The following is a 25,471-nucleotide window of genomic DNA, read 5'->3' on the forward strand; positions in this document are numbered from 1 at the left end:
CGCGGCGCGGGCCCGTCGCGGTCCGCGCTCGGCCCCGCACTCGGGTGGCCGGTCGTGTCCCGCGCCACCAGAAGGCCTGGGTCATGCCCGCGAAGCGGACGAGACCTCCGGCCACGATCTAGGCTGGTGCCATGGCCAGGATCAACGACGTCGGCGGCATGGAGGGCTTCGGCCCCATCGACACCACCGACGACACCGAGCCCTTCCACGCGGACTGGGAAGCCAGGGTCTTCGCACTGAACCGTGCCCTGGTCGCGGGCAACGTCTTCAACCTCGACGAGTTCCGCGACGCCGTCGAATCCATGCCGCCGTCCGACTACTTGGCCGCCTCGTACTACGAGCGCTGGCTCCATGCCATCGTCGCCCTCCTGGAGGCGAAGGGTGTCATCGAGGCCGGTGAGCTCGATGACTGACACCGCCGACCGCTTCGCGCCCGGTGCGCGCGTGCGGACGATCCACCACGACCCGCCGCACCACACGCGGCTCCCGCGCTACGCCCGCGGCAAGCTGGGCACCGTGGTCGAGCCCGAGGGCCGGTCCCCGCTCGCCGACATCCGATCCCAGGGCCGCGACGACGCCCCGGTCGAGCAGGTCTACGCCGTACGCTTCGCCGCCCGCGAACTGTGGGGCGCAGGCGACCACCACGTCGTGCTCGACCTGTCCGAGAGCTATCTGGAGGACGACCGCCCGTGACCGGAACCCACGCCGACGCGGCCGTCTCCCGTCGCGTACGCCGCCTGGAAACCCTTCTCGAAGAGCGCGGCGTGATCACGGGCGCCGCCGTGGACGAGGTCATCGACGCCTTCATGAGCGAGGCGTCACCGGCCAACGGGGCCCGGGTGACGGCCCGCGCCTGGACCGACCCGGCCTTCCGCGCACGGCTGCTCGACGACGGCACCGCGGCCGTCGGCGAGCTGGGATTCGCGGCCGGGGGAGTGCAACCGCAGCGCCTGCGCGTCGTCGAGAACACCGCCGACACGCACAACGTCATCGTCTGCACACTCTGCTCCTGCTACCCGATCCGGCTGCTCGGGCCGCCCCCGAGCTGGTACAAGAGCGAGGCCTTCCGGTCCAGGGTGGTCCGTGAACCCCGGTCCGTACTGGCGGAGTTCGGCCTTCACCTGCCGCCGGAGACCCGGATCACGGTGTGGGACTCGACGTCGGAGACGCGGTACATGGTCCTGCCGCGACGGCCGCAGAACACCGAAGGGCTCTCCGAAGAGGAGCTGGCGGCCCTGGTGTCCCGCAACGCGTTGATCGGCACCGCAGCCCTCTGACCCGCGCCCCGACCGCCTCTGGGGTCTGTCGTTCGGATCAGGCTGGGTCAGTGAGTGGGTCCCCCCCCCACGCCCCAAGGGCTACGCGGGATCGCGTGCCAGGGCACGCGATCCCCGCAAGATCCGAACAACAAGCCCTAGCCGAGGGGTTCCGCGACAGCCGTCGTACGGAATCGGGCGCGGTAGACCGTCGGCGAGACACCGAGCGTGTTCCGGAACGTGCGCCGCATGGTCTCCGCCGACCCGAATCCCGAGCGGCCGGCGACCTCCTCGACCGGATCGCTGCCCGCCTCCAGCAGTGCCTGGGCGGCCTCCAGCCGCACCGACTCCAGATACTGACCCGGTGTCATCCCGATCTCGCTGCGGAAGAGTCTGGTGAGGTGCCGCGCGCTGACGCCCGCACCGCGGGCCAGTGCGTCGAGACCGTACGGTGCGCCGGGGTCGGCCCCGACGGCGTCCATCACCCGGCGCACCACGGGGTGCCCGGACTCCCGGGGCGTCAGGCGCGCGCTGAACTGGGACTGCCCGCCCGGCCGGGCCATGAACACCACGAGCTCGCGGGCCACGTTCCGGGCCATGTCCGGTCCGTGGTCCTCCTCGACCAGCGCCAGCGCGAGGTCGATGCCCGCGGTGACGCCCGCGGAGGTGACCACGTGGCCGTCCCGGACGAACACGGGATCGGCCTCCACCCGCACCTCGGGGTAGGCGGCCGCCAGCTCCCCGGCGAGCTGCCAGTGGGTCGCCGTACGCCGCCCGTCGAGCACGCCGCTCTCCGCCAGGACGAACGCGCCCGCACACACGGACGCGACCCGCTTCGAGCGGTCCGCGAGCCCGCCCGCGAACGCGACGAGATCGCGGTCCGCGACCGCCCCGCGCCAGTCCTTCCGGCCGGGCACCACCACCGTGCCGACGCGTCGCGGCAGGCTCTCCGGCCCGCCGTCCACCCCCACACGCACCCCGGACGACGTCCGGACGTCGGCCCCGGTGAGGGAGACGATCCGGACGTCGTAGCGCGCGCCGTAGCCGTTGGCCGTCGTGAACACCTCGGCCGGGCCGGTCACATCGAGCAGCTGCACCTCGTCGAACGCCACCACGGCCACCACATGGGGCGCCGGGCCGCCGGTCACTCGGGCCACGGGGAGTCGAGGATCGTACGGACGAAGTCACCCCGCTGGAAGCCCGGCACAAAGTGTTCGAGCACATCGGCCTTGACGTTGCCGAACGTCGTCTCCGGCTTCGGCCGGATCCCGTCCGTGAACGCCGCCAGGATGCGCTGCTTGAAGTCGGGGCGCGGATGAAGCGCGACGACGGCCGCGCGCTCCGCGTCCGAGAGGTCCCCGTAGCCGATGCCCAGGACGTCGTACTCGACGCCCGCCGTCACCAGCGCAACCTCGGGCTCCATGAACTCGGGAATCCCCGGGGTGGTGTGCAGGGCGATCGCCGTCCACACCCGCCGGATGCTGTCCTCCGGCACCTGCCGGGCCGCCAGGAAACGCCGTGCCTCGTCCGCGCTGTCCACCTCGAAACGCCGCCCGCTGGTCCTGAACCGCTCGCCGAGGCCCAGGTCGTGGAACATCGCTCCGACGTACAGCAGCTCGGGATCGAACGACAGATCACGGTGACGGCCCTGGAGGGCGGCGAAGAAGTACACCCGGCGGGAGTGGCCGTAGATCAGCTCGTCGGTCGTGTCGCGCACCAGCTCGGTCGCCTCACGGGCGAGCCGGGTGTCCGGAACGCGCACTCCTGCGGGCGCGGGTGAGGTGGTCGTCATCGCTGTCACAGACCTTTCGTCATCGGGGTGCCGGTCGGTCCGACCACTCCAGCTTCGACCGCCGCTGCCGGCGCCGCCATGGCTGTGAGGCCGAACAACCCACAGATACGGACACCCTTTCCGGCGCGCGGAATCCTGTGAGGGGCGGCGTGACTCAGGGGGCCTCCGTGGCCTTCTCCGACTCCGAGTCGTCCGGGGCCACGACGGAGCGGGTGAGCGGAATCCGGGACAGTGCGAGAACACCCGCGGCGATCAGGGCGACACCGCAGAGCTGGGGCAGCAGCCACCAGCCGGAACGGACCTCCTCCTCGTACAGGGTGATGCCGAGCGCCAGGCTGACCGCCGCGTCGCCGAGTGTGAGCGCGGGCTGGGACGCCACCAGAGGGCCTGCCTGCATCGCGTTCTCCAGCAGGAAGAGCGCGCAGACGCCGGCCGCGGCGAAGCCGTAGGTCTGCCAGGCACTGAAGAACGCAGCGATGCCCTGGTCGTCGAGAATGTGCATCGACGCCTTCATCAGCGCCGCCGTCAGGGCGTAGCTGATCGCTGTCGCCCCTCCCAGACAGGCCGCACGCGCGCGGCCCTCGGGACGCTTGAGCCCCGCAAGGGCGAGGACGACGACCGCCCCCACGCAGACGGCCAGCGCGGGAATCCAGCGGTCCAGCGCCACATGGGTGCGGTTGCCGGTCGGGGCCGCGGAGGCCAGCGCGACCACCAGACCGCCCACGACGACCGCCACGGCCAGCCAGCCCGTGCGCGGCAGATGCCGGTGCATCAGCAGGGAGGCGACGACGAGGGTGAGCGGCAGTTCGAGGACGAACAGCGGCTGCACGATCGTGAGCGGCCCGGTCGCCAGCGCCAGCGCCTGGCAGACACCTGCGGCGATCACCGCGAGGATCCCGGCCAGCCACACGGGACGCCGCAGGAGATCCAGCATCAGCCCGGCGCGGAGCCCCTCGGACCGCGGCACCGTGAGGGCAGCCTTGCGCTGAAGCACGGTGGCGACGGCGTTGCTGAACGCCGCGCAGAGCGCGAAGACGACCGGGAGCAGGGTGTGCAGCGTGGCGGCCTCCAGAGGACGGGCGAGGCGCGCCCCGCCGGTGGTCTCCTGCCATGGTCACCTCGCCGCGGCCCTCCGCGCGATCGGGACGCGCCCGGGCTGCGGACCGTTGATCACGAGCCGACAATGGGACCGGGGAGCCCGCCGGACCGCGCGTGGCTCCCACGGGCGGTGCCGCGGCTGAGAGGAACGTGCCCATGCGCGTGCCGAAGGCGGACCGTACGACGATCGTGCACCGCGCCGTCCGGGTGAGTGTGGCGTCCTGCGCCGGGTTCTACCCGTTCGTCTACGCGGTGGACCGGCCCGCGGTCGCGCTGTACGCCCTGTTCGCCCCCGTGGCGCTCGGCATGCTGTCGCCGATCCCCGGGTCCGGACGCGTCCGGGCCGGTGTGATCCTGCGGGCACTGCCCGTCGGCCTGGTGCTCGTCGCTCTGGGCACCGTCCTCGCCGTGGAGACCTGGGCGGCCGTCGCCGGCATGCTGGTCGTCGGCTTCCTCCTGGCCTTCGCAGCCGTCGGAGGACCACTTCCGGCGGGAGCGGCGCCCGGACTCCAGCTCTTCTACATCCTCGCCTGCTTCCCGCCGTACGCGCCGGGGGCCCTGGGCGAGCGGCTGGCGGGCCTGACCCTCGGCGTACTGCTGCTCGCGGCCTGCGAGGTCCTGCTGCTGCCCGCGCCGGCCACCGTCTCCTACCGGGAGCTCCTCGCCGATGCCGTGGCACTGGCGGGCCGAGCCGCGGCCACCGCCGACTCACCGTCCGAGCGACAGCAGGCTGCCGACGAGACACCTGCCGTGCAGCCGCCGGTCGCGGACGACAGACCGGTCGCGCAGCCGCCCGTCGCGGACGACAGACCGGTCGCGCATCCGCCCGTCGCGGACGACACGTCGGCCGAGCGGCTGCGGGAATTCGGCGGGCGGCTGCGGCTGTCCCGGCTGCCGACCGCCGAGCGGCCGGCCGGCGCAGGCCGCAGGGACCGCGCCCTCGCACAGGCCAGCGGTGCCGCGCGCAGGCTCCTCGTACAGCTGGCACGGTTGCGGGACGCCCCCGCCTCGGTGGACGCTGCCTCGGCCGCGATGCTCGACCGCGTCGCGGCCCTCTGTGCCACCGCCGCGACCGCGCTGCGCGGCGGACAGCCGATGCCTGCGTACGGGATGATGGGGCTCGGCGCCGCGATCGACGAATTCCAGGCGGTACGGACGGCGCAGACGACGAATCCGTCCGAGGCCGCGCCGCCTCTTCAGGTACTGCGCCGACAGGCCGCGGTTCTCGCGATCGCCGAGTCCGCCCGGATCCTCGAGACGTCGGTCCGTATCGGTCTCGACGGCAGACGCACTCCGGGCGTCCAGCCGCAGGAACTGTTCTGGTACGCCGGTCTTACGTCCGCCCGCCTCTGGTGGCGGCGTATCGCGGGCAACACCACCCTGCGCTCGGTCCAGTTCCAGAACGCCCTGCGGATCGCCCTCGGTCTGGGAGCCGCCCGGCTGGTGGCCGGCTCCCTCGACCTCACCCACGGCTTCTGGGTCCTGCTCGCCGTGCTCACCCTGGGCCGTACGACGGCGACGGAGACATGGTCGGCGGTGCGCTCGGCGCTCATCGGCACCCTCGTCGGTGCGACGGCGGCGGGGGCGCTGCTCCTCGCGGTCGGACACCACACCGATGCGTACGCCGTGGTCCTCGCACCGGCCATGCTCGCCGCCTTCGCCCTCGGGCCGATGCTGGGAGTCGCCTGGGCCCAGGCACTGTTCACCCTGGTGGTGTCGGCGGCCTTCGCCCAGATCGCCCACGTCTCCTGGCAGTTGGCCGAGGTCCGGCTCATCGACGTGGTCACCGGCAGCGGCATCGGGCTGCTGTGCGGGCTCCTCGCCTGGCCCGCGGGCGCCCGGCGCGAGGTGCACAGGAACATGGCCGCGCTGCTGCGCGCCTCGGGTCCGCTGATCCCCGCGACCGTGCGCGTCCTGCTGCCGGCGGGCCCGGAGCCGCAGCCCACGACGCTCCCCGCGCTGCACCGGCTGCGCCTCGCGGAGGCGGCCTACCTCCAGTTCGAGAGCGAGCCCGGGCAGCGGCCGGCCGATGCAACGGACTGGCACGCCGTCCTCATCACCGCGAACGACATCCTTCTCGGCGTCCAGCTGCTGCCCCGCTTCGACCCGCCTCCGGCCGCGGGCCGGCCGGACGACGTGGCGTGGGCGCGTGCGGGCGCCGACCGGCTGGAGCTCGCCACCGACCGGATCGCCGCGCTCTGCGCCGGTGAAGGGCCGCCGCCTTCCGAGGGCCCGCCCACCGGTCTCTCCCTCGGACCCCGCCACGGCCGGCCGCTCCCGCTGCTGATGGACCTGGAGCACTGGCTGAGGGTCCTTGCCGCCGAACTCGCCCACATCGAGAAGTCGGTGACCGCCCGGGTGGACTGACTCGGTGCCCGTGTCAGCCGGACGTCGGGCGCAGCACCAGCGAGACGAAGCCCATGGTGTCGCGGTAGACCCGCAGCCACTCCTCCCGGTGGATCGTGGCCGCACGCAGGGCCTCGGCGCTGTCGGGGTCCGCGGGCCGGTCAAGCGCCCACGACGCCAGCGAACCCGTCCACGACCATTCGTAGTCGTCCAGCTCCCGGCGCGTGCTGACATGGCCGTGGACCGGGGTCCATCCCTCGGCGGTCACCCGGTCCATCGTGGTCGCCAGATCGGCGAAGTCGCCGAGCATCCCGACGGCTTCCGCCGAGGGCTCGCGCTCCCATATCCCGTCGCCGACCAACACGCGCCCGTCGGGCGCCAGGTGCTTGCGAGCGGCCGCGAGGGTGGGGAGCAGGCCGCCGAAGGCGTGGGTCGCACCGACACTGATCACGAGGTCGAAGGCGTGCGGCGCTGTGAAGTCGGCAGCGTCCTGCCGGTGCAGAATCAGACGGTCCCCGACTCCCCGTTCCTGTGCGGCCTCGCGGGCGTGGAGCAGAGCGCTCTCGGCGAGGTCGACACCCTCAGCACGCACCTGCGGACGGCCGGCCAGGGCGCGCAGCAGCCACTCACCGCCTCCGCAGCCGAGATCCAGGACGCGTTCGTCGCCCCGCGGGAGGGAGTGGTCGAGCAGGCCGCGTACAGCGTCGTCGTCCAGCGGCGCGGCGACGGGGTGGCCCGCATGGGCGATTCGGGAGATCAGTTCACGGTTCACCGGCGCAGCGTGCCAGGGCTGCGCGGTCGGCGCACGTGGATTTCCGGCACCTACGGGCGTGGGGCCGCCGGGCGCCGGACGCTGGCGGGTTCGGCCGGCAGTCGGTCGGGGGACGCGGCACGTCCGGCCGGCAGGCGGACGGGGAGCCTGGGCGGAACCGTCGGCACTCGGTTCCTTGACTTCGTGAGCGCTCCAACACCCAGACTCCCGCACATCGCCCCGGCCGCCCGGTAGGGGCCCAACAGGGAGGACCTTTCATGCGGTACCGCACCATCGGCCAGAACCCGGACCACCGCCGGGAGGTCAGCGTGCTCAGCCTGGGAGCGATGCTGTTCGGGACGGCGACCGACGAGCCGACGGCGTTCGCGATTCTCGACCGCTACGTCGAGGCCGGCGGCACGTTCGTCGACACGTCCGACAACTACGCGTACTGGTTCACCGGCGGGCAGGGCGGAGAGAGCGAGCAGCTCCTCGGCCGCTGGCGGCGCAGCCGGGGCATCGGGAACGAGATCACCGTCGCCACCAAACTCGGTGCCCGCCCCCTCGCCCCCGGGACCGGCTACCTCGACAACGCCGAAGGGCTCTCGGCCAAGGTTATCCGGGAGGCCGCCGAGCGCAGCAGGGAACGTCTCGGTACGGACAAACTGGATCTGCTCTACGCCCACATCGAGGATCCCTCGGTCGCCCCCGAGGAGACCGTGGAAGGGTTCGCGCAGCTCGTCGCCGAGGGAACGGTCGGACTGCTCGGCGTCAGCAACCACTGGACGTGGAAGATCGAACGGGCCCGCACCATCGCCGCGGCGGCCGGACTGCCCGGTTACGAGGTGCTCCAGTACCAGCACAGCTATCTGCGGCCGCGTACCGACCGGCCGGGGGACATGTCCGCGGACGGCAGCCAGGGCGTCGCCGGCGGGGATCTGCTCAGTTACGTCCGCCACGACCCCGGCCTGACACTGGTCGCCTACTCGCCACTGCTGGGTGGCCGCTATGTGCGTGACGACAAGCCCTTCGGCCCCGAGTTCGACCACGCGGGCACGCCCGCGCGGAAGGCCGCTCTGCGTGCGGTCGCGCAGGAGGCCGGAGCCACCGTCAACCAGGTGGTGCTCGCCTGGCTCATCGGCGGGGAGATACCGGTCATCCCGCTGGTCGGCGCCTCGTCGGTGGCGCAGCTCGACGAGAGCCTTGCCGCGGTGGACCTGGAGCTGACGGCGGATCAGCGGGCCAGGCTGGACACCGCCTGCTGATCCCGTGCCGCGCCCCTCGGGGAGAGTCCGCAGGAATCGGATGCGTGATGCCGGCGAGGCGGGGAACCTGGACCCACGCAGCATCGCCGAAGGGGAGGGAACATCATGCTCAGCACCATGTCGTCCGAAAGCACCCGGAGCGGGACGAAGCAGGAGGACGTTTCCGCGGGGTCCCCCTCGCGCGTGGGGGAACTGCCCTGGGTCGAGAACGCCGGCAAGCTCGCGCCGAAGAACGCGAAGAGCCTGTCGAAGGTGTTCTTCGACCGCCTCAAGGTGCTGGAGGAAGGCACCCACGAGTACCAGTACGCCCGCAACACGCTGATCGAGATGAACCTCTCCCTCGTGCAGTTCGCCGCCCGCCGGTTCCGCAACCGCGGCAGCGGCGAGATGGAGGACGTCATCCAGGTCGGCACGATCGGCCTCATCAAGGCGATCGACCGGTTCGACCTGTCCCGCGAGGTCGAGTTCACCTCCTTCGCGATTCCGTACATCGTGGGCGAGATCAAGCGGTTCTTCCGCGACACCAGCTGGGCCGTCCATGTGCCCCGCCGGCTTCAGGAACTCCGCACCGAACTGGCGAAGGCCAAGGATGAACTCGCCGCCGTACTGGACCGCGACCCGACGGTGAAGGAACTGGCGGAGCTGCTCGAACTCACCGAGGACGAGGTGCGCGAGGGCCTGGTCGCCGCCAACGGCTACACCGCCGGCTCCCTCGACACCCCGAACGCCGACAGCGACGACGCCCCGGTCGGCGCCCGGACCGGCCGTGCGTACGCGGACATCCTCGGCGGTGACGACCCGTACATGGAACTGGTCGAGGACCTGCACTCGCTCGCCCCTCTGCTGGAGCAGCTGGACGAGCGGGAGAAGCGCATCCTGCAGATGCGCTTCGGGCAGGAGATGACGCAGGCGGAGATCGGCCGGGAACTGAACGTGTCCCAGATGCATGTCTCCCGTCTGCTGACGCGCACGCTGACGAAGCTCCGTACCGGCATGCTGACGGACCGCTGAGCGATCATCACGGGCCGGCCGCCCGGGACGCCGGACGAGGTGCGACGCTTGGGTCAGGGCCGTTCCGGTAGCCGCCGGAGGGCCGTTCGTGCTCGGACCTCACGGAGGCCTTGGATGCAGATCGCGTCGCTGCCGTACCTCGATGAGCACGCGACGGTCGTCGAGGCGGGGGCGGACGACGTCTGGCGCAGTCTCCTCGAAACCCTGGACCGGTCGTTCTCGCGTCCGGGTGCGGCCGGTTACGCCCGGCTCGTCCGCTGCGACGACCGTTCCGCGTCCGGGCCGCGCCCGCTCGCCGAAGGATCGGTACTTCCGGGGTTCCGGGTGGTCGCCGCGGTCCCCGGGCAGGAGCTCGCCCTCCAGGGGCGCCATCGCTTCTCCTCGTACGCCCTGATCTTCCGTCTCGACGAGGCGGCCCCCGGCAGGACGCGGTTGCGTGCCGAGAGCCGTGCGGTCTTTCCCGGCCCCGCCGGGGGCGTCTACCGGCTGCTCGTCATCGGGACGGGAGGGCATGGGGTCGGTGTGCGGCGCATGCTCTCGGGGATCGGACGCCGGTCCGAGGAGCGGAAATGGGCCCGTTCCTGACGATGCCGTCAACGGCCGCGCGCATGGGCCCGATTGCCCCGGCGAGTCGTCCGGCTCGCGCAGGCACCGCACTCAACGTGCGAGCCGACGTGCCAGATACTCCGCCGTCCGGCTCCCCGGCGCCGACGCCACCTCCGACGGGCGGCCCGCGGCCACGACGCGGCCTCCGGCGTCCCCGCCGCCGGGTCCCAGGTCCAGCACCCAGTCCGCCCCGGCGACCACGCCCATCTCGTGCTCGACCACGAACACCGAGTGGCCCGCGTCCACGAGCCCGTGCAACTGGCGCATCAACAGCTCCACATCGGCCGGATGCAGCCCCGTCGTGGGCTCGTCCAGCAGATACACCGTGTGGCCACGGCGGTTGCGCTGGAGCTCCGAGGCCAGCTTGATGCGCTGTGCCTCGCCGCCCGACAGTTCGGTGGCGGGCTGACCGAGCCGCAGATAGCCGAGGCCCACTTCCTTCAGCGTGCGCAGGCTCCGCGCCGCCGCGGGGACGTCCGCGAAGAACTCCGCGGCCGTGTCCACCGTCATACCGAGGACGTCGGCGACGCTCCGTCCCCGGTACCGGACCTGCAGCGTCTCCTCGTTGTATCGGGCGCCGTGGCAGGTCGGGCAGGGCGTGTACGTACCGGGCAGGAACAGCAGCTCCACGGCCACGAATCCCTCGCCCTGGCAGGTCTCGCACCGGCCTCCGGCGACGTTGAACGAGAACCGCCCGGCCCGGTAGCCCCGTTGCCGGGCATCGTCGGTGGCCGCGAAGACCTTCCGTACGGCGTCGAACAGCCCTGTGTACGTCGCCAGGTTGGAGCGTGGGGTGCGGCCGATCGGCTTCTGGTCCACCTGTACGAGGCGGTCCACGACGTCCATGCCCTTGGCCTCGACGCCCGCTCCCGCGCGGGCGTCATGGCTGAGCGCCCCGTCGCCCTCGCCCTCGTCGGTGTCCGTGCCGCTCCGGTCCGCCGGGTCCGCGCCCAGGTGCTCGGTGAGGACACCCGCGAGCACCTGGCCGATCAGCGTCGACTTTCCCGACCCCGACACGCCGGTGACCGCGGTGAAGACCCCGAGCGGCAGGTCCACGTCCAGGTCGCGCAGGTTGTGCCGGGTGATGCCGCGCAGATGCAGCCAGGCGGACGGCTCGCGCGAGGGCCGCCCCACCCCTGTGTCCGGCTCCCCGTCGAACAGGAACCGGCGGGTCACCGACTCGGTGACGGACGCCAGCTCCGCCACCGGTCCGCTGTGCAGGACCCGGCCGCCGAGTTCGCCGGCGTGCGGCCCGACGTCGACGATCCAGTCGGCCCTGCGGACCACGTCCATGTCGTGCTCGACGACGTAGACCGAGTTCCCCGCCTCCCGCAGCCGCATCAGCACGGTCAGCAGCGCTTCGGTGTCCGCGGGATGCAGGCCCGCCGACGGTTCGTCCAGGACGTACACCACGCCGAACAGTCCGGACCGCAACTGGGTCGCCAGGCGCAGCCGTTGCAGTTCGCCGGGGGACAGCGTCGGCGTCGTACGGTCCAGGCTCAGATAGCCCAGCCCCAGTTCGGTGATCACCTCGATCCGGGCGGCCAGGTCGGCGGAGAGCGTCGTGGCGATCTGCCGTTCGGGCCCTTCGGGGAGATCCGCCACCTCGCCCCGGGCGGCGGGTCGCAGCACCTCGGCGAGTGCGGTCAGCGGCATGGCGTTGAGCTGCGCGATGGTGCGTCCTGAGAAGGTGACGGCCAGTGACTCCGGGCGCAGCCGGCTGCCGCCGCAGGCCGGACAGGGCGAGCTCTCCAGGAACCGTTCGGCTCGGGCACGCAGCGCCTGGCTCTTGGAGTCGGCGAAGGTGTGCATCACATACCGCCGGGCGCTCTGGAACGTGCCCTGATAGGGCGCCTGGATGCGGCCCGCCTCCCGCACCGGGTGCACGGTCACCACCGGCTGCTCGTCGGTGAACAGGATCCAGTCCCGGTCCTGCTGCGGGAGTTCCCGCCACGGGCGGTCGATGTCGTGGCCGAGGGTCCCGGTCACATCCCGCAGGTTCTTGCCGTGCCAGGCTCCCGGCCAGGCGGCGATCGCCCCCTCGCGGATGCTCAGTGACGGGTCGGGGACCATCAGCTCCTCGGTGGTGCGGTGCACTCGGCCCAAGCCGTGGCAGACTGGGCAGGCGCCGGCCGCGGTGTTGGGGGAGAAGGCGTCGGAGTCCACCGGTTCGGCACCCGGGGGATAGGTCCCCGCCCGGGAGAAGAGCATCCGGAGCGTGTTCGACAGGGTGGTCACGGTGCCGACGTAGGAGCGGGAGGTGGCCGAACCGCGCCGCTGTTCGAGGGCGACGGCGGGCGGCAGCCCGAGGATGTCGTCCACCGCGGGCGCCCCCACCTGGTGGATCAGCCGGCGGGCGTAGGGCGCGACGGACTCGAAGTAGCGCCGCTGCGCCTCTGCGTAGATCGTGCCGAAGGCGAGGGAGGACTTGCCCGACCCGGAGACTCCGGTGAAGACGGCGAGCACGTCCCGGGGGATGTCCACGTCGATGCGGCGCAGATTGTGCTCGCGGGCACCACGCACCCGTACGTACGGATCGTTGGCCGGGTTGCTCATGGTTCTCCGAAGGCATCGGGGACGGGCCGTTCGCACCGCTTTCGGGCGGCAGCCACGCGGCCTCCGGCCGCCCCGGCCGTGGCCGCGCCTCCTCGACCAGTGTGCCCTCGCGTCCCTCCCTTCGCAGGCGGGGGCGTACGGCCGGACCATGTGCCGGGTGGGCCGCAACGGCTTCAGGAGGTCAGCAGCGGTCCTGCCGACCGTCGGGATCCGCCGAAATCCGGTTGCCCGGGCAGTGGGCACCCGGACGAAGATGCTTCCATGACCGACGAGGTGAACGAGCAGCACGCATGGGACCAGTGGGACGACGATGTGCGCGCAGCGGTCGCCGGTGAGCTACGGCTGATGGACCCGACGGTGCGTTCCGCACGGGACGTGGCCCGGCAGTTGCTCGACCCGGACTTCGTGGAGGTCGGCGCCTCGGGACGGCGGTGGAGCCGTGAGGACATTCTTGCCGCACTGCCGGAGATGGACGGCGCGGCGGAGGACGGTGCCCGGTACGAACCCTCGGACCTCAGAGGTGTGGTCCTGGCGCCCGGGCTGGTGCACCTCACCTACGAGACCACCATCAACGAGGAGCGGGCGCGCCGGAGTTCGCTGTGGCGCGCGGGACATGACGGGACATGGCGGATGTACTACCACCACGCCACGATCGTTCCCGCCGCCGGCCGGCGGCGGGCGCATGAACGACATGCATGATCCTTCGCATGATCCGGCTCTCCTGAGGTACGCGCTCTGTGTCGGGTGTCGCCCTCTCTTGCCTCCACCCCTGTGCCGAACGGGGCCGTTCGTTGTCCACACCGCCACGAGATGTGGCGGAATTTTTTCACGCGGGCGGTACCTCGGCCCTCGCTGTTACCTGTGTGAACAGTGATAAAGCTGTGACTGTTGAGGCGTTTGAGACGGCAGTGACGGAGGTCACGCACCCACTCGGTGCACGGAATGACTCCTTCAGGCGTCTCTACTTATGTCAGGGGGACGTCAACGGCCCGTGTGCGAGGGCCTGTTCGTGAGCCGGTTGTGCGGCCGCTCCGATCCGATGTCCTGTCTGGCGAGCGGTATCCGGAATATGACGGTATGTGATGAAACCAATACATCCATCTCCACGTATTGCTCACCGTGAGGCCACGCAGTGGCCCCCAGACAGCCCTTTGCGGGCCAGGGAGAGAAGCATGAAACCGTTCGCGTGGACCTACGCACGGCCGGCTGCGCTGTCACCGGTGGTCGACCAGTACTCGTACGACGCTGCGCTGCAGCTGAACGTCCTGCCCGACGGGCGCCCCGCCATCATGGACAGGGCCCTGCTCGCGGCGGTCGGCACCACCACCTCGACAGCCGGCTCCGCGACCCACTTCGACGACTGACCCGACGCGCACGATGACGGTACTGATCCTGACCTGTGAGCAGGATGTGACCGCGGACATGGTGGTGGCGGAGCTGCACAAGAGCTGCGTCCCGCTCGTACGGTTCGACCCGGGTGACATTCCCGGCGAGGGAGCCCTGTCCGCCGAATACGTACGGGGCGAGTTCCGCGGCTACCTCTCCACGGGTGGGCGGGTCGTCAGCATGGACGGACTGCGTTCCATCTGGATCCGAAGACCCGGTGAACCGGCTGCTCACGCGTCCGAGCCGTCTCCCTGGCTGTCCGCCGAGACCGGCCAGGCGCTGTACGGGATGCTGGACTCCACCACCGCGCGCTGGATGAACCACCCCGGCGCCGCCGCGCGAGCGCGCCTCAAGCCATGGCAGCTGCGTACGGCACACCGCAGCGGCTTTCCGGTGCCGGCGACGATCATCACGACGTATCCGCAGGTGGCGCGCCGGTTCGCCGAGCAGTACCGGCACGTCGTGGTGAAAGCCGTGTCGGGCAAGCCGCCGGCCGATCCGCCGATGGCGCTGCCCACGACCCTCGTACCGCCGGACGCGGACTTCTCCGGGGTGGCCGCGGGCCCCACGCTCCTTCAGCGCTACATCACCAAGGCCGCCGACATCCGGCTGACCAGCGTCGGCGACGAGCTGTTCGCCGCCCGCAAGGTCGCCGAGCCGGGGCAGGTGGACGGCCGGTACGGGGAGACCGGACACGACTGGAAGCCCGTCGACGTGCCGCCTCGCGTCGCACGGGCCGTTGCCATGTACAAGGACATGGCCGGCCTCGCCTACGGTGCCTTCGATTTCGCCGAGGACGGCGATGGGACGTGGTGGTTCCTGGAATGCAATCAGGGCGGCCAGTTCGGCTTCATCGAACTCCAGACCGAACAGCCGATCGCCGCGGCGGTCGCCGCCTGGCTGAGCGCCGAGGCATGACGTCCGCCCGGAGCCGGGCGCGCCCCTGCGCGGCACGGCCCGGCGCACACCGGCGGACGAACTGTGCCGTGTAGGCCCCCGAAGGTCGGGCAGATGAGGTGTACGCACAACAACGGGGGATGCGAAAGGGCAGGGTACGCCTGTGACCGCTGACGAGGTGACAGCCGGCAGGGAGCGTGGAGACGTCGTGCCGCGACCGGTTCCGATGACGGCCGGCGACGCACGGGACGAGGTCCAGAGACTGCTGGGTGACTGGTTCCGCCGCGCCCGGCAGGGCGTGGCCGACGAGGTCGTGCTCGCGGACGCGCTGCTGGTCACCACCGAGTTGGTGACCAACGCGATCCGGCACGGCGATGGCCTGTCCGCCTTCCAGGCCGACCTGACCGAGAGGGGCTTGCGTGTCACTGTCAGTGACCACAGTGAGGTTCCGCCCACGGTCATCACTCCGACGAACGCCGAGGGAACGGTACGGGTCGGTGGCTACGGCTGGCCCCTGATCCGCCGCCTTGCCCGCGACATCGCGGTCATCCCCCGCTCCGGCGGCAAGACCATCAGCGTCCTGGTGCCCCTGCCGCAAGCGCCTGGGGCCTGAGGGCCGCCCTGCCTCCGGGGCCATGGGCGGTCACTCGCCGTCGCGTGCGGGCGCTCGCGGCGACGAGCAACCGTCGTCGCCCACCAGCCCTTGCGGTGCGGGACGCGGCCGGCTGCTTGCCGTGGCGGCTGCCCGTACGGGCCCCGTACGCCCGCGCCCGCAGCGCGAGTTCACGGTTCGAACACAACGCCGTCATCTCGATGACGGCCACACGTCGCCGCTCCGCCGGAGGCTCCTGACGGACCATCGGCATGTCCCCGACATTTCCTGTCCCCGGCATCTAAGGAAGCGCCCGTGAGACTGAACCGTTCTCCCCGCACGACGGCCGGCGCCGCCCTGGGCACCGCGCTGTTGGCGCTCCTCGTCCCGTCCTCCGCGCAGGCGGCCCCGTCGGCCCTGCCGACCGTCACCCCGTCCGCCGAGACCGCGCCTCTCCACGACGACGAGGCGGGCGGCAACGCCAACGCCGACGACCCGGCGATCTGGCGCAACGACGCCCACCCCGACCGCAGTCTCGTGGTCGCCACCGCGAAGGAGGGCGGTCTGCGGGTCTACGACCTGAAGGCCGACCTGGTCCAGTCGATCGCCGCACCCGCCCCGCCCTCGGAGGGCGCCGCGCCCGGCCGGTTCAACAACGTCGACCTCGTCTCCGGGCTGCGCACCCCCACCGGCCGCGCCGACATCGCCGTGGTGACCGACCGGGGCCGCGACCGGCTGCGTGTCTACCGCATCGATCCCTCCCGCCCGGGCCGCCCGCTGGTCGACGTCACCGACCCGGCCGCCGCGCCCGTGTTCTCGGCGAGCGAGTCCGAGGTCGACGACCAGCGGACCGCCTACGGTCTGGCCACCTGGACCGACCGGCGCACCGGCCGTTCGTACGCCCTGGTCAGCCGGCGGAGCGAGACCGCCGTCGCGCTGCTGGAACTCCGCCCGACGGCCGCCGGCACCGTCGGCTACCGGAAGATCCGCACGATCGAGCTCCCGGCGTCCTACCGGCTGCCCAACGGCACGACGTGGACCCCCTGCGGCGAGCCCGGTGAACTGCCCCAGGTCGAGGGCATGGTCGTCGATCCCGCGGCTGGTGTCCTCTACGCGGGCCAGGAGGACATCGGCATCTGGCGGATGCGCGCCGATCTCTCCGGCAAGCCCGTACTCGTCGACAAAGTGCGGGAGTTCGGCGTTCCCGGCGTCTACGACGAGGAGACCGAGGAGTGCACACCCGGCGCCGACCCGGGGTACGGCGGCAAGCACCTGTCGGCCGACGTGGAAGGGCTCACGCTGTTCCAGGAGCGTGACGGCGACGGCTATCTGCTGGCGTCCAGCCAGGGCGACAACACCTTCGCGCTCTACGACCGGGAGATCTCCGAGCGCAACGCGTACGAGGGCGGCTTCCGCATCGGCCCCGCCTCCGCCACGCTCGACGGCAGCGAGGTGTGCGACGGCGCGGCCGTGATGAACGAACCTCTCGGCCGGCGGTACCCCCGCGGTCTTCTCGTCGTCCAGGACGGCCAGGAGACACCCGCCGCACCGGACGGTGAGGGCGGCGAACGGGAGACGACCGGCTTCAAGTTCGTCGATCTCGGCGCGGTGGTGGACGCCACCGACATGTGATGGCAGCGAGGCCCTCCGGCCCGCATCGGGCGTCAACGCCCGGTGCGGGCCAGGCATCAGGCAGGCGCGAACGGGCACCGCGACGTCTTCGAACCCCGGCAGAAGAGGCAGAAGAGGCAGAAGAGGGAGCGTGTCCGTGCGGACGGTGTGAGACGGCAGCGTGCCGTTCAGAAGCCGTGACGACGGTCGCCGAGAACCCGTTCGGCGACCTCCCGCTCCATCCCCGGGGAGAAGATCGTGCGCCGGGCCGCGACGGCCCGGCGGGTCTCGTCCGCGGTCAGATCGGCGTTGACGGCCGCGCCCGCCCGCACGCCCGCGGCGGCGGCGCCGACGACCTGATCGGTCAGGTTGACGACGTTGCCGGCCACCCACACCCCGGGGACGTCCGTCGCCCCGGTCGGGTCAGCGGCGATGCAGCTGCCGATGACGACACCGTTCACCTCCTGCTCGGTCGGTAGCAGCCCGAGCCCGCCCAGCAGATCGGCGCGCGCGGTGAACCGCGGGGCCACGACGAGGGCTTGGCGCGCGATGACATGACCGTCGGCGAGCCGTACCCCGCTGAGCCGTCCGTCCGCCGTCTCCACGGCCGTCACCTCCCCGTCGACCACGGCGATGTCCCGGGCGGCGAGCTGCTCGTACTGCTCGGAATCCGGTTCGGGCGCCGTGTGCAGAAAGAGCGTCACGTCCTTGCTCCACTGCCGCCACATCAGGGCCTGGTGCACGGCGAGCGGACCCGTCGCGAGAATGCCGATCGCCTGATCGCTCACCTCCCAGCCGTGGCAGTACGGGCAGTGGAGGACCTCGCGGCCCCAACGGTCCGCCAGACCGGGGATGTCGGGGAGTTCGTCGACGAGGCCCGTCGTGATCAGGAGCCGCTTCGCCAGTGCCGCCGTGCCGTCGGCGAGGGTGACGCGGAAGTCACCGCTCGCCAGGCGCTCGGCGGCCACGACCTGGCCTTCGGCGATCTCACCGCCGTACCCGGCGACCTCGTCGCGCCCCATGGCCAGCAGCTGAAGGGGCGGCACGCCGTCGCGGGTGAGAAAGCCGTGGGCGTGCGCCGCGGGCGCGTTACGGGGCCTCCGCCCGTCGATCACCAGTACCGAACGCCGGGCCCTGGCGAGAGTCAGTGCCCCACTGAGTCCGGCGGCGCCCCCACCGATGACGACGACGTCGTAGCGGTGGCCGTTCGCTGTCCCGGGTGATGTCCGCATCATTCGCTCCTTCGTGTCCCCGTACCTCCGTACCAGGCCGATGATGGAGCCGTACCGAACAGAACGACAAACGCCCTTGCTGTATTGGCAACTCTGGAAGGGCTGACCCCCCGATCAGTCGCCGGGGCCCGGGTCCGGTCGCACCGCGTCTTCGATGCCCGCCCTCGCGGCCTCCAGCTGCGCCGCGAACGCTATACCCAGGAACAGCGCCACGCCGGTCACATTGGCCCACAGCAACAGCGCGACGAACGCCGTCAGGGGGCCGTACACCGCACCGAAGGACCCGCTCTCGCCGATGTAGAGGGCGAGGAGCCAGGTGGCCGCGACCCACAGGATCAGATGAATGCCCGACCCGAACGCGAGCCAGGTGTAGCCCGGCTGGTCGCGGCGCGGCGACCAGCGGAAGATGACGGCCGACGCCACGCCGGCGAGCAGGACACCCACCGGGATGTGCAAGGGCCGCCACCAGTCCAGCAGGGACGGCGACCAGCCCATGGCCTCCACCACGGCCGCGCCGACGTCCTGGCCGGCGACGATCGCAAGGAAACCGCCGCCGAGCGGCAGCCCCGCGAAGAGGGCGAGGACGACGCCCCTGCCGTACTTGCGCAGGAAAGGGCGGTCGCGCTCGATCCCGTAGATGCGGTTGCAGCCCCGTTCGATCTGGCCCATCGCCGAGGCCAGATTGACCACGGCGAAGCCGAGGCCGAGCCACATGGCGACAGCGCCGGCCCGGTCCGCGTCGGCGCTGCGCCGGGTGTCGGTGAGTGCCTGCTGGATGAGGTCGGAACTCGCACCGGGCACGATTCTGCCGAGCGTCAGATCGACGATCCGGCCCACGCTCTCCGTGTGCAGCGTGGTGGCCACCCCCACGAGGGCGATGACGAAGGGCACGATGCCCAGCACGACCTGGTAGCCGAGCGAGCGGGACGAACTGAAGCCGTCCGCGTAACGGAAGCGGGCGAACGCGTCGAGGAACAGCTTGCGCCCGCCGTAGTGGCGCAGCGCGGCGAAGGCCTCGTCCCCGGAGAGCTCCTCGCCCACCATGTCCCGCGTCTGCGGCACATGCACCGCTGTTCCCATGGTCCGCCTCCACCCCCGCCCCTGAAGGCGAAGCTCCTGGTCCGCTGCACATCGTCCCTCGTCATCGGCTTCCCCGAAGACCGCGGAATCCTCGCACGGACGCGATGTTGCCTCGCGGGCACCCAGGGATCAGCGGTTGCGGTACGCAGAGCGGACGGCTTGCAGCGATCGCGGACTTGATGGTGGGGCAGGCGGGCCCAGGAGGCGCCGGCCGGCGAACCGGACGGGGCGACGCCGTGGGCCGCCCGGCGCACCGCGTCGGACGACGGCATCAGCGAGCGGGGCGGCGGCCCGTACGGCGCCAGCGCAGTGCCGCGTAGACCAGGTCGGCCAGCAGGACGAGGGCGCCGACGACCAGCAGATAGGCGAGCCCCTCGGCCGCGACGCCGATGATGCCCAGCACGAGGGCCACGATGACCACGAACAGGACCAGAGCCATGGCGCTTCTTTCTGAGAGAAGACGGAGCGGGTCAGCGGCGCGCGAGCTGACGTTCGCCGCCCGCGCCCGGCTGGTAGGGCAGTTCGTAGTGCTCGAAGATCCCCTGCTCGTTCTCGGCGGGAAGCACGTCGTCGGTTCCGATCGACGGCGCGTCCTTCACCAGGGACTTGGGGTACGCGACCCGCACATAGTCGGGCCCGACCACAGCGCCCGCCAACGGCACGAACACGAGCCGGTGCCGCGTCGGCAGCCCGATGAGAACCGTCGCCACCGCCGGCTCGTCGGTCCTCGTGTCGACGTAGACGGCCTCCAGCGATCCGATCTTGCGCCCCTCGGGGTCGATCACGCCGTGGGTGCGCCATTCCCGGATGTCTGCACTCTTGATCACGTCGGTTCTCCTCGTCTCACCCCCGTGCCAGGGGGATCGTTCAGTGGCACCGCACCGGTGATCCTTGCGCACGGGGAAGCCGTACGACGCGAACGCCACCCCGGCGGCCGGTGACGGCCGAGGCGGCTGCGACGCCGATCGGGCTCCTGCTCTCTCGTGTGACCGCTCGACGCGGATCCACGCCACCGGGGGAGGACGAAGACACCAGGAAGGCACATGGATTCCGCGGGGGAGCGGGCCGCAACGCCGGATCGCCGCCGCCCTGTTACGGGCGGCGGCGATCCGGCGTTGTGTCTGTCAGCTGTCAGCTGTCAGCTGTCAGCTGTCGCCGGCGGCGGGCCCTGCCGCCTTCTGACGGCGGAACAGGGCGGCAGCGGCCAGCACGGCGGCGAGTGCCACGCACCCCACCGCCGTCACATCCGCCCAGGCGAAGGTCTCACCGAGCGTGTTGCCGAGGACGTTGATCGCGCCGAAGCCCGAGGTCGAGTAGACGGTGAGGACCCCGATGGCCGTGGCGGCGGCCGCCGCCCAGGTCCCCACCGACTCCTGCACCGCGAGCCAGATGCCGAACACGAGGCACAGGACGGCGATGGCCGGCGACACCACGTCCGCGTACCCACCGTCGCGCAGGGCTCCGAGATCCATCGGGACGTGAATCACGCCGCATGCCAACAGGGCCAGCGCAGCGGCCCAGCGCGGGAGCGCACGCACGACCGACGAGCCGCCGCGGGCAGGGGTGGCCGCCTCGGCGGGGGGCGTGGTGGGCGCCGTCGACGGGACGGAGAGGGGCGGGACGAGGACCGGCAGGGTGCCGGCGGACGCCATGAACGTCGGCGCGGTCGTGCGCACCATGACGGGCCGGGCCGCGACCTGCGTGGCCGGGCGGTCGGCCACCTGCGTGGCGGCCGCGGCGCCGACGTGCACGGCGGGCCAGCCCTCACCCGTGGCGAAGTGGGTGGTGTCGTGGACGCCGGGGAGTTCGTCGAAGGCGGGGGGAAAAGCGGGGGGAAGAACGGCCGCCGACGGCTCGTCCGTGCCGGACGGCTCGTGGGTGTCAGCGCCGAACTCGGTGTCGAACTCGGTACTGAGGGACGTGTGCGGCTCCGTGCCGAACTCGCTACGGGGGGACGTTTGCGGTTCCGTGCCGAACGGCGTGCTCTGCGCCTCCGTGCCCAACGCCTCGGTCTCCGTGTCCAACGGTGCCTCGGCCTCCGTGCCGGACTGCGGGTCGGGCTCCTGGTGGGGCTCCACGTCGGTCTCCGGGTGGGGCTCCGTGCCGGACTCCGCACCGGGCACGGTCATCGACCCCGTGCCACTCCGCGTGCCGTGGTCCATACCGAGGATCGCCACCAGTTCGGCGACGTCCTCGATCGGCCTGCCCATGGCTGCCGCGCGAAGCGTCGTACCGGCCTCGCCGGTGTCGTGGGGCGTCTCGTTGAGCAGAGTGACCAGCTGGCGGACCTCTTCCAGAGGACGGGCCACCGCGGCGGCGCGCAGTGCTTCGTCGCCGGGACGCGACAGTTCACCGGTCCGGTTGAGCAGAGCGACGAGTGCTGCGACCTCGTCCAGGGGACGGTGCGTCGCCGCGGTCCACAGGAGGGTGCGTATCGGCTCGTCGCTGCTGCTCGCGGTCGCATCCGGTCGTCCCGCGGGGAAGGGACCCGTCCGACCCGCAGAACCGTCGTCGGAACGGTCCTCCGGGGAGGGGGTGGGTTCAAAGGACATGGCGGGCTCCCTGTGCCAGATTCCACGGTGACGGCACCGTGATGGCCTCTGTGCGCCATGCGGCGCACGCTTCGCTTCATCCAAACGCGAGGTCAGGGCGTTCCGCCATCCGGGACCGGCATTCGGGGGGTGGACGGCGGCCGCGGCGTCGCGCGGCATGAACGAGGGCCGGACCGGTCGGCCGGTCCGGCCCTCGCGCGGAGCCTGCTGACCGGCTGTCAGCGCACCTCCGGCCCGGTCCAGCCGGCCGTCACATGCGCTATCCGTACCCGCTGCGGGTGGTCGCCGACGTCCACGGACGCCACCTTCCGGCCCGTGGCGAAGTCGATCGCCGTCACGCGGTCGGCGCCGGCCTCGGAGATGACACAGGAGGCTCCGTCACCGCTGACGGTCGCCCAGTACGGCTTGGATGCGGTCACCAGAGGTCCCTCCTGAAGCGAGGCCCTGTCGACGACCGTGGCGTAGTCGTCCATGGTCCCGGCGACGCAGAGCTTGTCGCCGGCGGGGCTCATCGACATGCCGTGGTGGCGGGAGTCGTTGACCCAGGTCGTGCGGTCCTCGCTGGTCGCCGGGTTCTTCGGCAGGGTCTTGAGGCGGGTGATCCTGTCGGAGGCGATGTCGTACTCCAGGAAGCCGTTGAAGAAGGAGACCTGGAAGTACAGCTTCGACTCGTCCGGTGTGAAGGCGACCGGCCGTACCGAGTCCGAGAGGTCCTTGCGGCCGAATGCGTCGAGACGGGCCCGCATGTCGATCACCTTGACCTCCTTGAAGGTCTCGGTGTCGACGACCGTGATGCGTCGGTCGCCCTTCGTCCAGTCCATCAGCGGGTCGTCCAGCGCGGTGTTGACCTCGCCGATCGACATGTTCCACAAGTACCTGCCGCCGCCGGTGAAGACGTTCTCGTGGGGCTTGTCGCCGGTCTTGAACGAGCCGAGCTGCCTGCCCGTCCGGATGTCGAGCACGTGGACGGTGTTCGACGTCGATGCCGACACGGCGACGCGGGTTCCGTCGGGCGAGACCGCCATGTGGTCGGAGCGGAAACCGGAGACGGGGAAGCGCCAGTTGATGCGTCCGGTGGCGAGGTCGATCGACACGACGTCCGCGAAGCTCGGGCGCGAGACCACCATCGCCGTGCCGTCGGGTGTGGCGTACATGTCGTCGACGAACTGGTCGTGACCCTCACCGGGGCCGCTGCGGATACCGAGGAAGAAGACGAGCTTCAGCGGGTTGAGGTAGATCTCCGTCAGGCGCTGGTCCTTGTCCGGGATGACATTGACCCTGCCGATCCTGGCGAAGTCGCCGCGGGCCTTGATGACATCGGCGGTGCCGTCCCAGTTGTTGCCGACGAACATCACCTGCTGGAGGCCGGGGGGCGGGTCGGGGGTGACGGTGGGGGCCATGGGCGAGGCCGGGCCGGCAAGTGCCGTGGCCGAGCCGGTGACCGTGAGGGTGACCACGGTGGCGAGGGTGCCGAGCGTGCGCAGTAACGGGCGTCGGCGGGAAGCGGCCGACGGGGCCTCGCGCCAGGGATGCCGGCGTGCGGGCAGGGACATCTGCGGTCCTTTCCGTGGGGGCGGGTCGGGCCTTGCGATGCTGGGAGAATCTGAATACGCGTGACTTCAGATTGAGCTACTGGAAAGTAACGACAAGCGGCCCACGCCACAAGAGTCGTGACAGGAGAAGATGGCCGGGACGTCAGCGGGGGAGGCACAGTGGCCGGCAGGCTGAGACAACCGACCGGCCGCTACGGGGGCAGGTCGGCGGAGGAGCGCCGGACCGACCGGCGGCGGCGGTTCCTGGCCGCGGGACTTCAGCTCTTCGGGGACAGCCCCGGCTACCGGGCCACGACCGTCTCGGCCCTGAGCGAGGCGGCGGGCCTGTCCACGCGTCAGTTCTACGAGGAGTTCCGCACGCTGGAGGACGTGCTGGCCGCCGTTCACCTCCAGGTCAACGACTGGGCGGAGGCGGCGGCCGTCGCGGCGCTCGCGGACGCGGAGGGCCGGCCCATGGCGGAGCGGGCCTCGGCCGCCTTCCGCGCGTATGCGGCCGATGTCACCGGCGACCCCCGGCGTATCCGCATCTCGTTCGTCGAGATCATCGGTGTCAGCCCGCGGTTGGAGGAGCAACGGCTGAACCGGCGTTCTCGCTGGGTCGACCTCCTCTGCGCCGAGGCGACCGCGGCGGCCGCCCGCGGCGAAGCGGCGGCGCGCGACTACCGCATCGCCGCCGCGGCGTTCATCGGCAGCGTGAACGGACTGCTCCACGACTGGAGTGCCGGGCGCGTCGATGCGACGCTCGATCAGGTCGTGGACGAGCTGGTGCGGATCCTGCTGGGAATGATGGGGCCGGCGGCGGCCGAACCCGCCGGCCGCTGACCCGGGCCGACCGCCTGACCACCCCGGTCCCGCAGCGCGGCGCGGGCCCGTCGCCGTTGCCCGTGCCTCATTCCGTGGCCAGGTTCCCCGCGCCTCAGTCGCCCGTCGCCGTTCCCCGTCCTTCAGTCGCCCTTGGCCAGGTCCTCGAAGTACGCCTTCTGCGCCGGGTAGTAGTCGTCGAAGGCCGGCGCCGCCGTGCCGTCGCGCGAGGCGACCAGATTGTCGAGGTAGTACTCCCAGCCGGGCCCCATCTCGCCGACGCCCTGGTCGGACCTGAGGTGGTGGATCAGCTGGAGTTCCGTGGTCCCGTCGGACTCGGACAGCCGCAGCTCCATGTGCCAGGCGCCCGCCTCGTCCGTCGTGGTGAGGGCAAGGCGCCGCGGGGGCTCGCACGCGTCGATGTGCGCGTCGAACCACGGCGCCCCTTCCTCGAACGACATCCGGACCTTGATCGTGCGCCCGGGTGCGGCGTCGCCCTCCCAGGGCCCGAACCAGCGGGCGGTGCGCTCGGGCTCGGTGACGCTCGCCCAGACGTCGTCGATGGGCGCCCGCATCGTGCGGGTGACCACCAGATCGCTGCCGTCGGCGGTACGCAGGAGCCGGCCGGTGGGTGTGGGGTTCATGCGGTGTCCTCTGTGCGTTCGACGGATCCTGGGACGGGCTGTCCGGTGCGCTCACGCCGGGTGCGCTCACGGGTGGTGCGGCGGACCTCGGTCTCCAGCGCGTCGAGCCGGTGCTCCCAGCCCTCCGGGGCCCGGAGAGCCGTGATCCACTCGGCGACCTCGACGAGCGGCGCGGTGTCGAGCCGGTAGAACCGCTGTCTGCCGACCAGTTCGTCGTGGACCAGACCGCTCTCGCGCAGGACGCGCAGATGACGGCTGACGGCCGGACGGCTGATGGTGAACCGCCGGGCGATGTCGCCGGCGGTGAGCGCGGTGCCGCGCAGCATGACGAGGATCTCCCGGCGCACCGGGTCGGCGATCGCCTCTGCCACCTCGTCCATGGAGAAAGCGTAACCCATCGGTTACGGGTTTTCCAGGCGGCGGGCGACCGTGGGGAGGACGG

General features: G+C 71.6%; 26 protein-coding genes. 13 read left to right on the forward strand and 13 right to left on the reverse strand.

The features are described 5' to 3' along the window. Positions 1–131: 131 nt before the first annotated feature. Genes OHA05_RS33200 through nthA form a run of 3 tightly spaced genes read left to right on the forward strand, consistent with a single transcriptional unit; the run spans position 132 to position 1,277 of the window. Positions 132–413 carry a hypothetical protein gene (locus OHA05_RS33200; protein ID WP_327677567.1) on the forward strand — a complete coding sequence of 94 codons (282 nt, stop codon included), beginning with the start codon at positions 132–134 and terminating at the stop codon, positions 411–413. After that, a complete protein-coding gene (locus OHA05_RS33205) occupies positions 406–693 on the forward strand; it encodes an SH3-like domain-containing protein (RefSeq protein WP_328862588.1) in 288 nt (95 codons plus the stop codon). Before OHA05_RS33200 ends, OHA05_RS33205 begins: the two co-directional genes overlap by 8 nt. Beyond that, entirely contained in the window at positions 690–1,277 is a 588-nt protein-coding gene (gene nthA / locus OHA05_RS33210) for a nitrile hydratase subunit alpha (protein ID WP_328862589.1), read from the forward strand. The genes OHA05_RS33205 and nthA overlap by 4 nt, the downstream gene beginning before the upstream one ends. A 137-nt stretch (positions 1,278–1,414) precedes the next feature. Here the strand turns inward: nthA and OHA05_RS33215 are convergent, their stop codons facing one another. The 3 genes from OHA05_RS33215 to OHA05_RS33225 form a co-directional block, all read right to left on the reverse strand. Next, entirely contained in the window at positions 1,415–2,413 is a 999-nt protein-coding gene (locus OHA05_RS33215; protein WP_328862590.1) for a GlxA family transcriptional regulator, read from the reverse strand. Next, complete coding sequence (locus OHA05_RS33220; RefSeq protein WP_328862591.1) at positions 2,401–3,048, reverse strand: HD domain-containing protein; 648 nt, start codon at positions 3,046–3,048, stop codon at positions 2,401–2,403. Before OHA05_RS33220 ends, OHA05_RS33215 begins: the two co-directional genes overlap by 13 nt. Positions 3,049–3,202: 154 nt before the next feature. After that, on the reverse strand, positions 3,203–4,105 hold the full coding sequence (locus OHA05_RS33225) for a DMT family transporter (protein ID WP_313948771.1): 903 nt from the start codon (positions 4,103–4,105) through the stop codon (positions 3,203–3,205). A 197-nt stretch (positions 4,106–4,302) separates the two neighbouring features. On the opposite strand from OHA05_RS33225, the gene OHA05_RS33230 reads away from it, so the two are divergent. Further along, positions 4,303–6,513: an FUSC family protein gene (locus tag OHA05_RS33230; RefSeq protein ID WP_328862592.1), complete on the forward strand. Its 2,211-nt coding sequence runs from the start codon at positions 4,303–4,305 to the stop codon at positions 6,511–6,513. Between the two features lie 13 nt (positions 6,514–6,526). Here OHA05_RS33230 and OHA05_RS33235 read toward each other — a convergent pair whose 3' ends face one another. Further along, complete coding sequence (locus tag OHA05_RS33235; RefSeq protein WP_328862593.1) at positions 6,527–7,264, reverse strand: SAM-dependent methyltransferase; 738 nt, start codon at positions 7,262–7,264, stop codon at positions 6,527–6,529. Positions 7,265–7,521: 257 nt separating this feature from the next. Here OHA05_RS33235 and OHA05_RS33240 point away from each other — a divergent pair, with 257 nt between their 5' ends. From OHA05_RS33240 to OHA05_RS33250, 3 genes are all read left to right on the forward strand, one after another. After that, positions 7,522–8,508: an aldo/keto reductase gene (locus tag OHA05_RS33240; protein WP_313942537.1), complete on the forward strand. Its 987-nt coding sequence runs from the start codon at positions 7,522–7,524 to the stop codon at positions 8,506–8,508. 117 nt (positions 8,509–8,625) lie between these two features. Further along, positions 8,626–9,519, forward strand: coding sequence for a SigB/SigF/SigG family RNA polymerase sigma factor (locus OHA05_RS33245; protein ID WP_328862594.1), 894 nt, complete (start codon positions 8,626–8,628; stop codon positions 9,517–9,519). Positions 9,520–9,633: 114 nt separating this feature from the next. Continuing rightward, positions 9,634–10,104: a hypothetical protein gene (locus OHA05_RS33250; RefSeq protein WP_313942535.1), complete on the forward strand. Its 471-nt coding sequence runs from the start codon at positions 9,634–9,636 to the stop codon at positions 10,102–10,104. 72 nt (positions 10,105–10,176) lie between these two features. Here the strand turns inward: OHA05_RS33250 and uvrA are convergent, their stop codons facing one another. After that, positions 10,177–12,681, reverse strand: a complete 2,505-nt coding sequence (uvrA, locus tag OHA05_RS33255) for an excinuclease ABC subunit UvrA (RefSeq protein ID WP_313942534.1) — start codon at positions 12,679–12,681, stop codon at positions 10,177–10,179. A gap of 261 nt (positions 12,682–12,942) precedes the next feature. Between uvrA and OHA05_RS33260 the strand changes: the two genes are divergently transcribed. The 5 genes from OHA05_RS33260 to OHA05_RS33280 all read left to right on the forward strand — a co-directional run bounded on the left by OHA05_RS33260 (position 12,943) and on the right by OHA05_RS33280 (position 17,188). Further along, on the forward strand, positions 12,943–13,380 hold the full coding sequence (locus OHA05_RS33260; protein WP_328862595.1) for a nuclear transport factor 2 family protein: 438 nt from the start codon (positions 12,943–12,945) through the stop codon (positions 13,378–13,380). A 473-nt stretch (positions 13,381–13,853) separates the two neighbouring features. After that, positions 13,854–14,045 carry a putative ATP-grasp-modified RiPP gene (gene tgmA, locus OHA05_RS33265; protein WP_313942532.1) on the forward strand — a complete coding sequence of 64 codons (192 nt, stop codon included), beginning with the start codon at positions 13,854–13,856 and terminating at the stop codon, positions 14,043–14,045. 13 nt (positions 14,046–14,058) lie between these two features. After that, positions 14,059–14,985, forward strand: a complete 927-nt coding sequence (tgmB, locus tag OHA05_RS33270) for an ATP-grasp ribosomal peptide maturase (protein WP_313942531.1) — start codon at positions 14,059–14,061, stop codon at positions 14,983–14,985. A 187-nt stretch (positions 14,986–15,172) separates the two neighbouring features. Then, on the forward strand, positions 15,173–15,577 hold the full coding sequence (locus OHA05_RS33275; RefSeq protein WP_328862596.1) for an ATP-binding protein: 405 nt from the start codon (positions 15,173–15,175) through the stop codon (positions 15,575–15,577). A 294-nt stretch (positions 15,578–15,871) separates the two neighbouring features. Next, positions 15,872–17,188, forward strand: a complete 1,317-nt coding sequence (locus OHA05_RS33280) for a phytase (protein ID WP_443043806.1) — start codon at positions 15,872–15,874, stop codon at positions 17,186–17,188. A 167-nt stretch (positions 17,189–17,355) separates the two neighbouring features. Here the strand turns inward: OHA05_RS33280 and OHA05_RS33285 are convergent, their stop codons facing one another. The 6 genes from OHA05_RS33285 to OHA05_RS33310 all read right to left on the reverse strand — a co-directional run bounded on the left by OHA05_RS33285 (position 17,356) and on the right by OHA05_RS33310 (position 23,584). After that, positions 17,356–18,399, reverse strand: a complete 1,044-nt coding sequence (locus OHA05_RS33285) for an NAD(P)/FAD-dependent oxidoreductase (RefSeq protein ID WP_313942528.1) — start codon at positions 18,397–18,399, stop codon at positions 17,356–17,358. A gap of 114 nt (positions 18,400–18,513) precedes the next feature. Continuing rightward, the gene (locus OHA05_RS33290) at positions 18,514–19,479 is read right to left on the reverse strand and encodes a YihY/virulence factor BrkB family protein (protein WP_313942527.1); all 966 of its coding nucleotides are present in this window, start codon (positions 19,477–19,479) and stop codon (positions 18,514–18,516) included. A 271-nt stretch (positions 19,480–19,750) separates the two neighbouring features. Continuing rightward, positions 19,751–19,918 carry a hypothetical protein gene (locus OHA05_RS33295; RefSeq protein ID WP_313942526.1) on the reverse strand — a complete coding sequence of 56 codons (168 nt, stop codon included), beginning with the start codon at positions 19,916–19,918 and terminating at the stop codon, positions 19,751–19,753. A 31-nt stretch (positions 19,919–19,949) separates the two neighbouring features. Next, positions 19,950–20,306, reverse strand: a complete 357-nt coding sequence (locus OHA05_RS33300) for a PRC-barrel domain-containing protein (RefSeq protein ID WP_313942525.1) — start codon at positions 20,304–20,306, stop codon at positions 19,950–19,952. Between the two features lie 318 nt (positions 20,307–20,624). Next, positions 20,625–22,031, reverse strand: coding sequence for a hypothetical protein (locus OHA05_RS33305; RefSeq protein WP_328862597.1), 1,407 nt, complete (start codon positions 22,029–22,031; stop codon positions 20,625–20,627). Positions 22,032–22,249: 218 nt separating this feature from the next. Next, positions 22,250–23,584 carry a YncE family protein gene (locus OHA05_RS33310; RefSeq protein WP_328862598.1) on the reverse strand — a complete coding sequence of 445 codons (1,335 nt, stop codon included), beginning with the start codon at positions 23,582–23,584 and terminating at the stop codon, positions 22,250–22,252. A gap of 159 nt (positions 23,585–23,743) precedes the next feature. Here OHA05_RS33310 and OHA05_RS33315 point away from each other — a divergent pair, with 159 nt between their 5' ends. After that, the gene (locus OHA05_RS33315; protein WP_328862599.1) at positions 23,744–24,406 is read left to right on the forward strand and encodes a TetR/AcrR family transcriptional regulator; all 663 of its coding nucleotides are present in this window, start codon (positions 23,744–23,746) and stop codon (positions 24,404–24,406) included. 122 nt (positions 24,407–24,528) lie between these two features. Here the strand turns inward: OHA05_RS33315 and OHA05_RS33320 are convergent, their stop codons facing one another. Continuing rightward, the gene (locus tag OHA05_RS33320) at positions 24,529–25,029 is read right to left on the reverse strand and encodes an SRPBCC family protein (RefSeq protein WP_328862600.1); all 501 of its coding nucleotides are present in this window, start codon (positions 25,027–25,029) and stop codon (positions 24,529–24,531) included. Further along, positions 25,026–25,409, reverse strand: a complete 384-nt coding sequence (locus tag OHA05_RS33325) for a metalloregulator ArsR/SmtB family transcription factor (protein ID WP_313942520.1) — start codon at positions 25,407–25,409, stop codon at positions 25,026–25,028. The genes OHA05_RS33320 and OHA05_RS33325 overlap by 4 nt, the downstream gene beginning before the upstream one ends. Between the last annotated feature and the right edge of the window lie 62 nt (positions 25,410–25,471).

Source organism: Streptomyces sp. NBC_00306, assembly GCF_036169555.1.
GTDB lineage: Bacteria > Actinomycetota > Actinomycetes > Streptomycetales > Streptomycetaceae > Streptomyces > Streptomyces achmelvichensis.

Coding starts and splice junctions, on each gene's coding strand:
- OHA05_RS33200 (WP_327677567.1), top strand. CDS start 132: ATGGCCAGGATCAACGACGTCGGCGGCATGGAGGGCTTCGGCCCCATC.
- OHA05_RS33205 (WP_328862588.1), top strand. CDS start 406: ATGACTGACACCGCCGACCGCTTCGCGCCCGGTGCGCGCGTGCGGACG.
- OHA05_RS33220 (WP_328862591.1), bottom strand. CDS start 3,048: ATGACGACCACCTCACCCGCGCCCGCAGGAGTGCGCGTTCCGGACACC.
- OHA05_RS33230 (WP_328862592.1), top strand. CDS start 4,303: ATGCGCGTGCCGAAGGCGGACCGTACGACGATCGTGCACCGCGCCGTC.
- OHA05_RS33240 (WP_313942537.1), top strand. CDS start 7,522: ATGCGGTACCGCACCATCGGCCAGAACCCGGACCACCGCCGGGAGGTC.
- OHA05_RS33245 (WP_328862594.1), top strand. CDS start 8,626: ATGTCGTCCGAAAGCACCCGGAGCGGGACGAAGCAGGAGGACGTTTCC.
- OHA05_RS33250 (WP_313942535.1), top strand. CDS start 9,634: ATGCAGATCGCGTCGCTGCCGTACCTCGATGAGCACGCGACGGTCGTC.
- uvrA (WP_313942534.1), bottom strand. CDS start 12,681: ATGAGCAACCCGGCCAACGATCCGTACGTACGGGTGCGTGGTGCCCGC.
- OHA05_RS33260 (WP_328862595.1), top strand. CDS start 12,943: ATGACCGACGAGGTGAACGAGCAGCACGCATGGGACCAGTGGGACGAC.
- tgmA (WP_313942532.1), top strand. CDS start 13,854: ATGAAACCGTTCGCGTGGACCTACGCACGGCCGGCTGCGCTGTCACCG.
- tgmB (WP_313942531.1), top strand. CDS start 14,059: ATGACGGTACTGATCCTGACCTGTGAGCAGGATGTGACCGCGGACATG.
- OHA05_RS33285 (WP_313942528.1), bottom strand. CDS start 18,399: ATGCGGACATCACCCGGGACAGCGAACGGCCACCGCTACGACGTCGTC.
- OHA05_RS33290 (WP_313942527.1), bottom strand. CDS start 19,479: ATGGGAACAGCGGTGCATGTGCCGCAGACGCGGGACATGGTGGGCGAG.
- OHA05_RS33295 (WP_313942526.1), bottom strand. CDS start 19,918: ATGGCTCTGGTCCTGTTCGTGGTCATCGTGGCCCTCGTGCTGGGCATC.
- OHA05_RS33305 (WP_328862597.1), bottom strand. CDS start 22,031: ATGTCCTTTGAACCCACCCCCTCCCCGGAGGACCGTTCCGACGACGGT.
- OHA05_RS33310 (WP_328862598.1), bottom strand. CDS start 23,584: ATGTCCCTGCCCGCACGCCGGCATCCCTGGCGCGAGGCCCCGTCGGCC.
- OHA05_RS33320 (WP_328862600.1), bottom strand. CDS start 25,029: ATGAACCCCACACCCACCGGCCGGCTCCTGCGTACCGCCGACGGCAGC.
- OHA05_RS33325 (WP_313942520.1), bottom strand. CDS start 25,409: ATGGACGAGGTGGCAGAGGCGATCGCCGACCCGGTGCGCCGGGAGATC.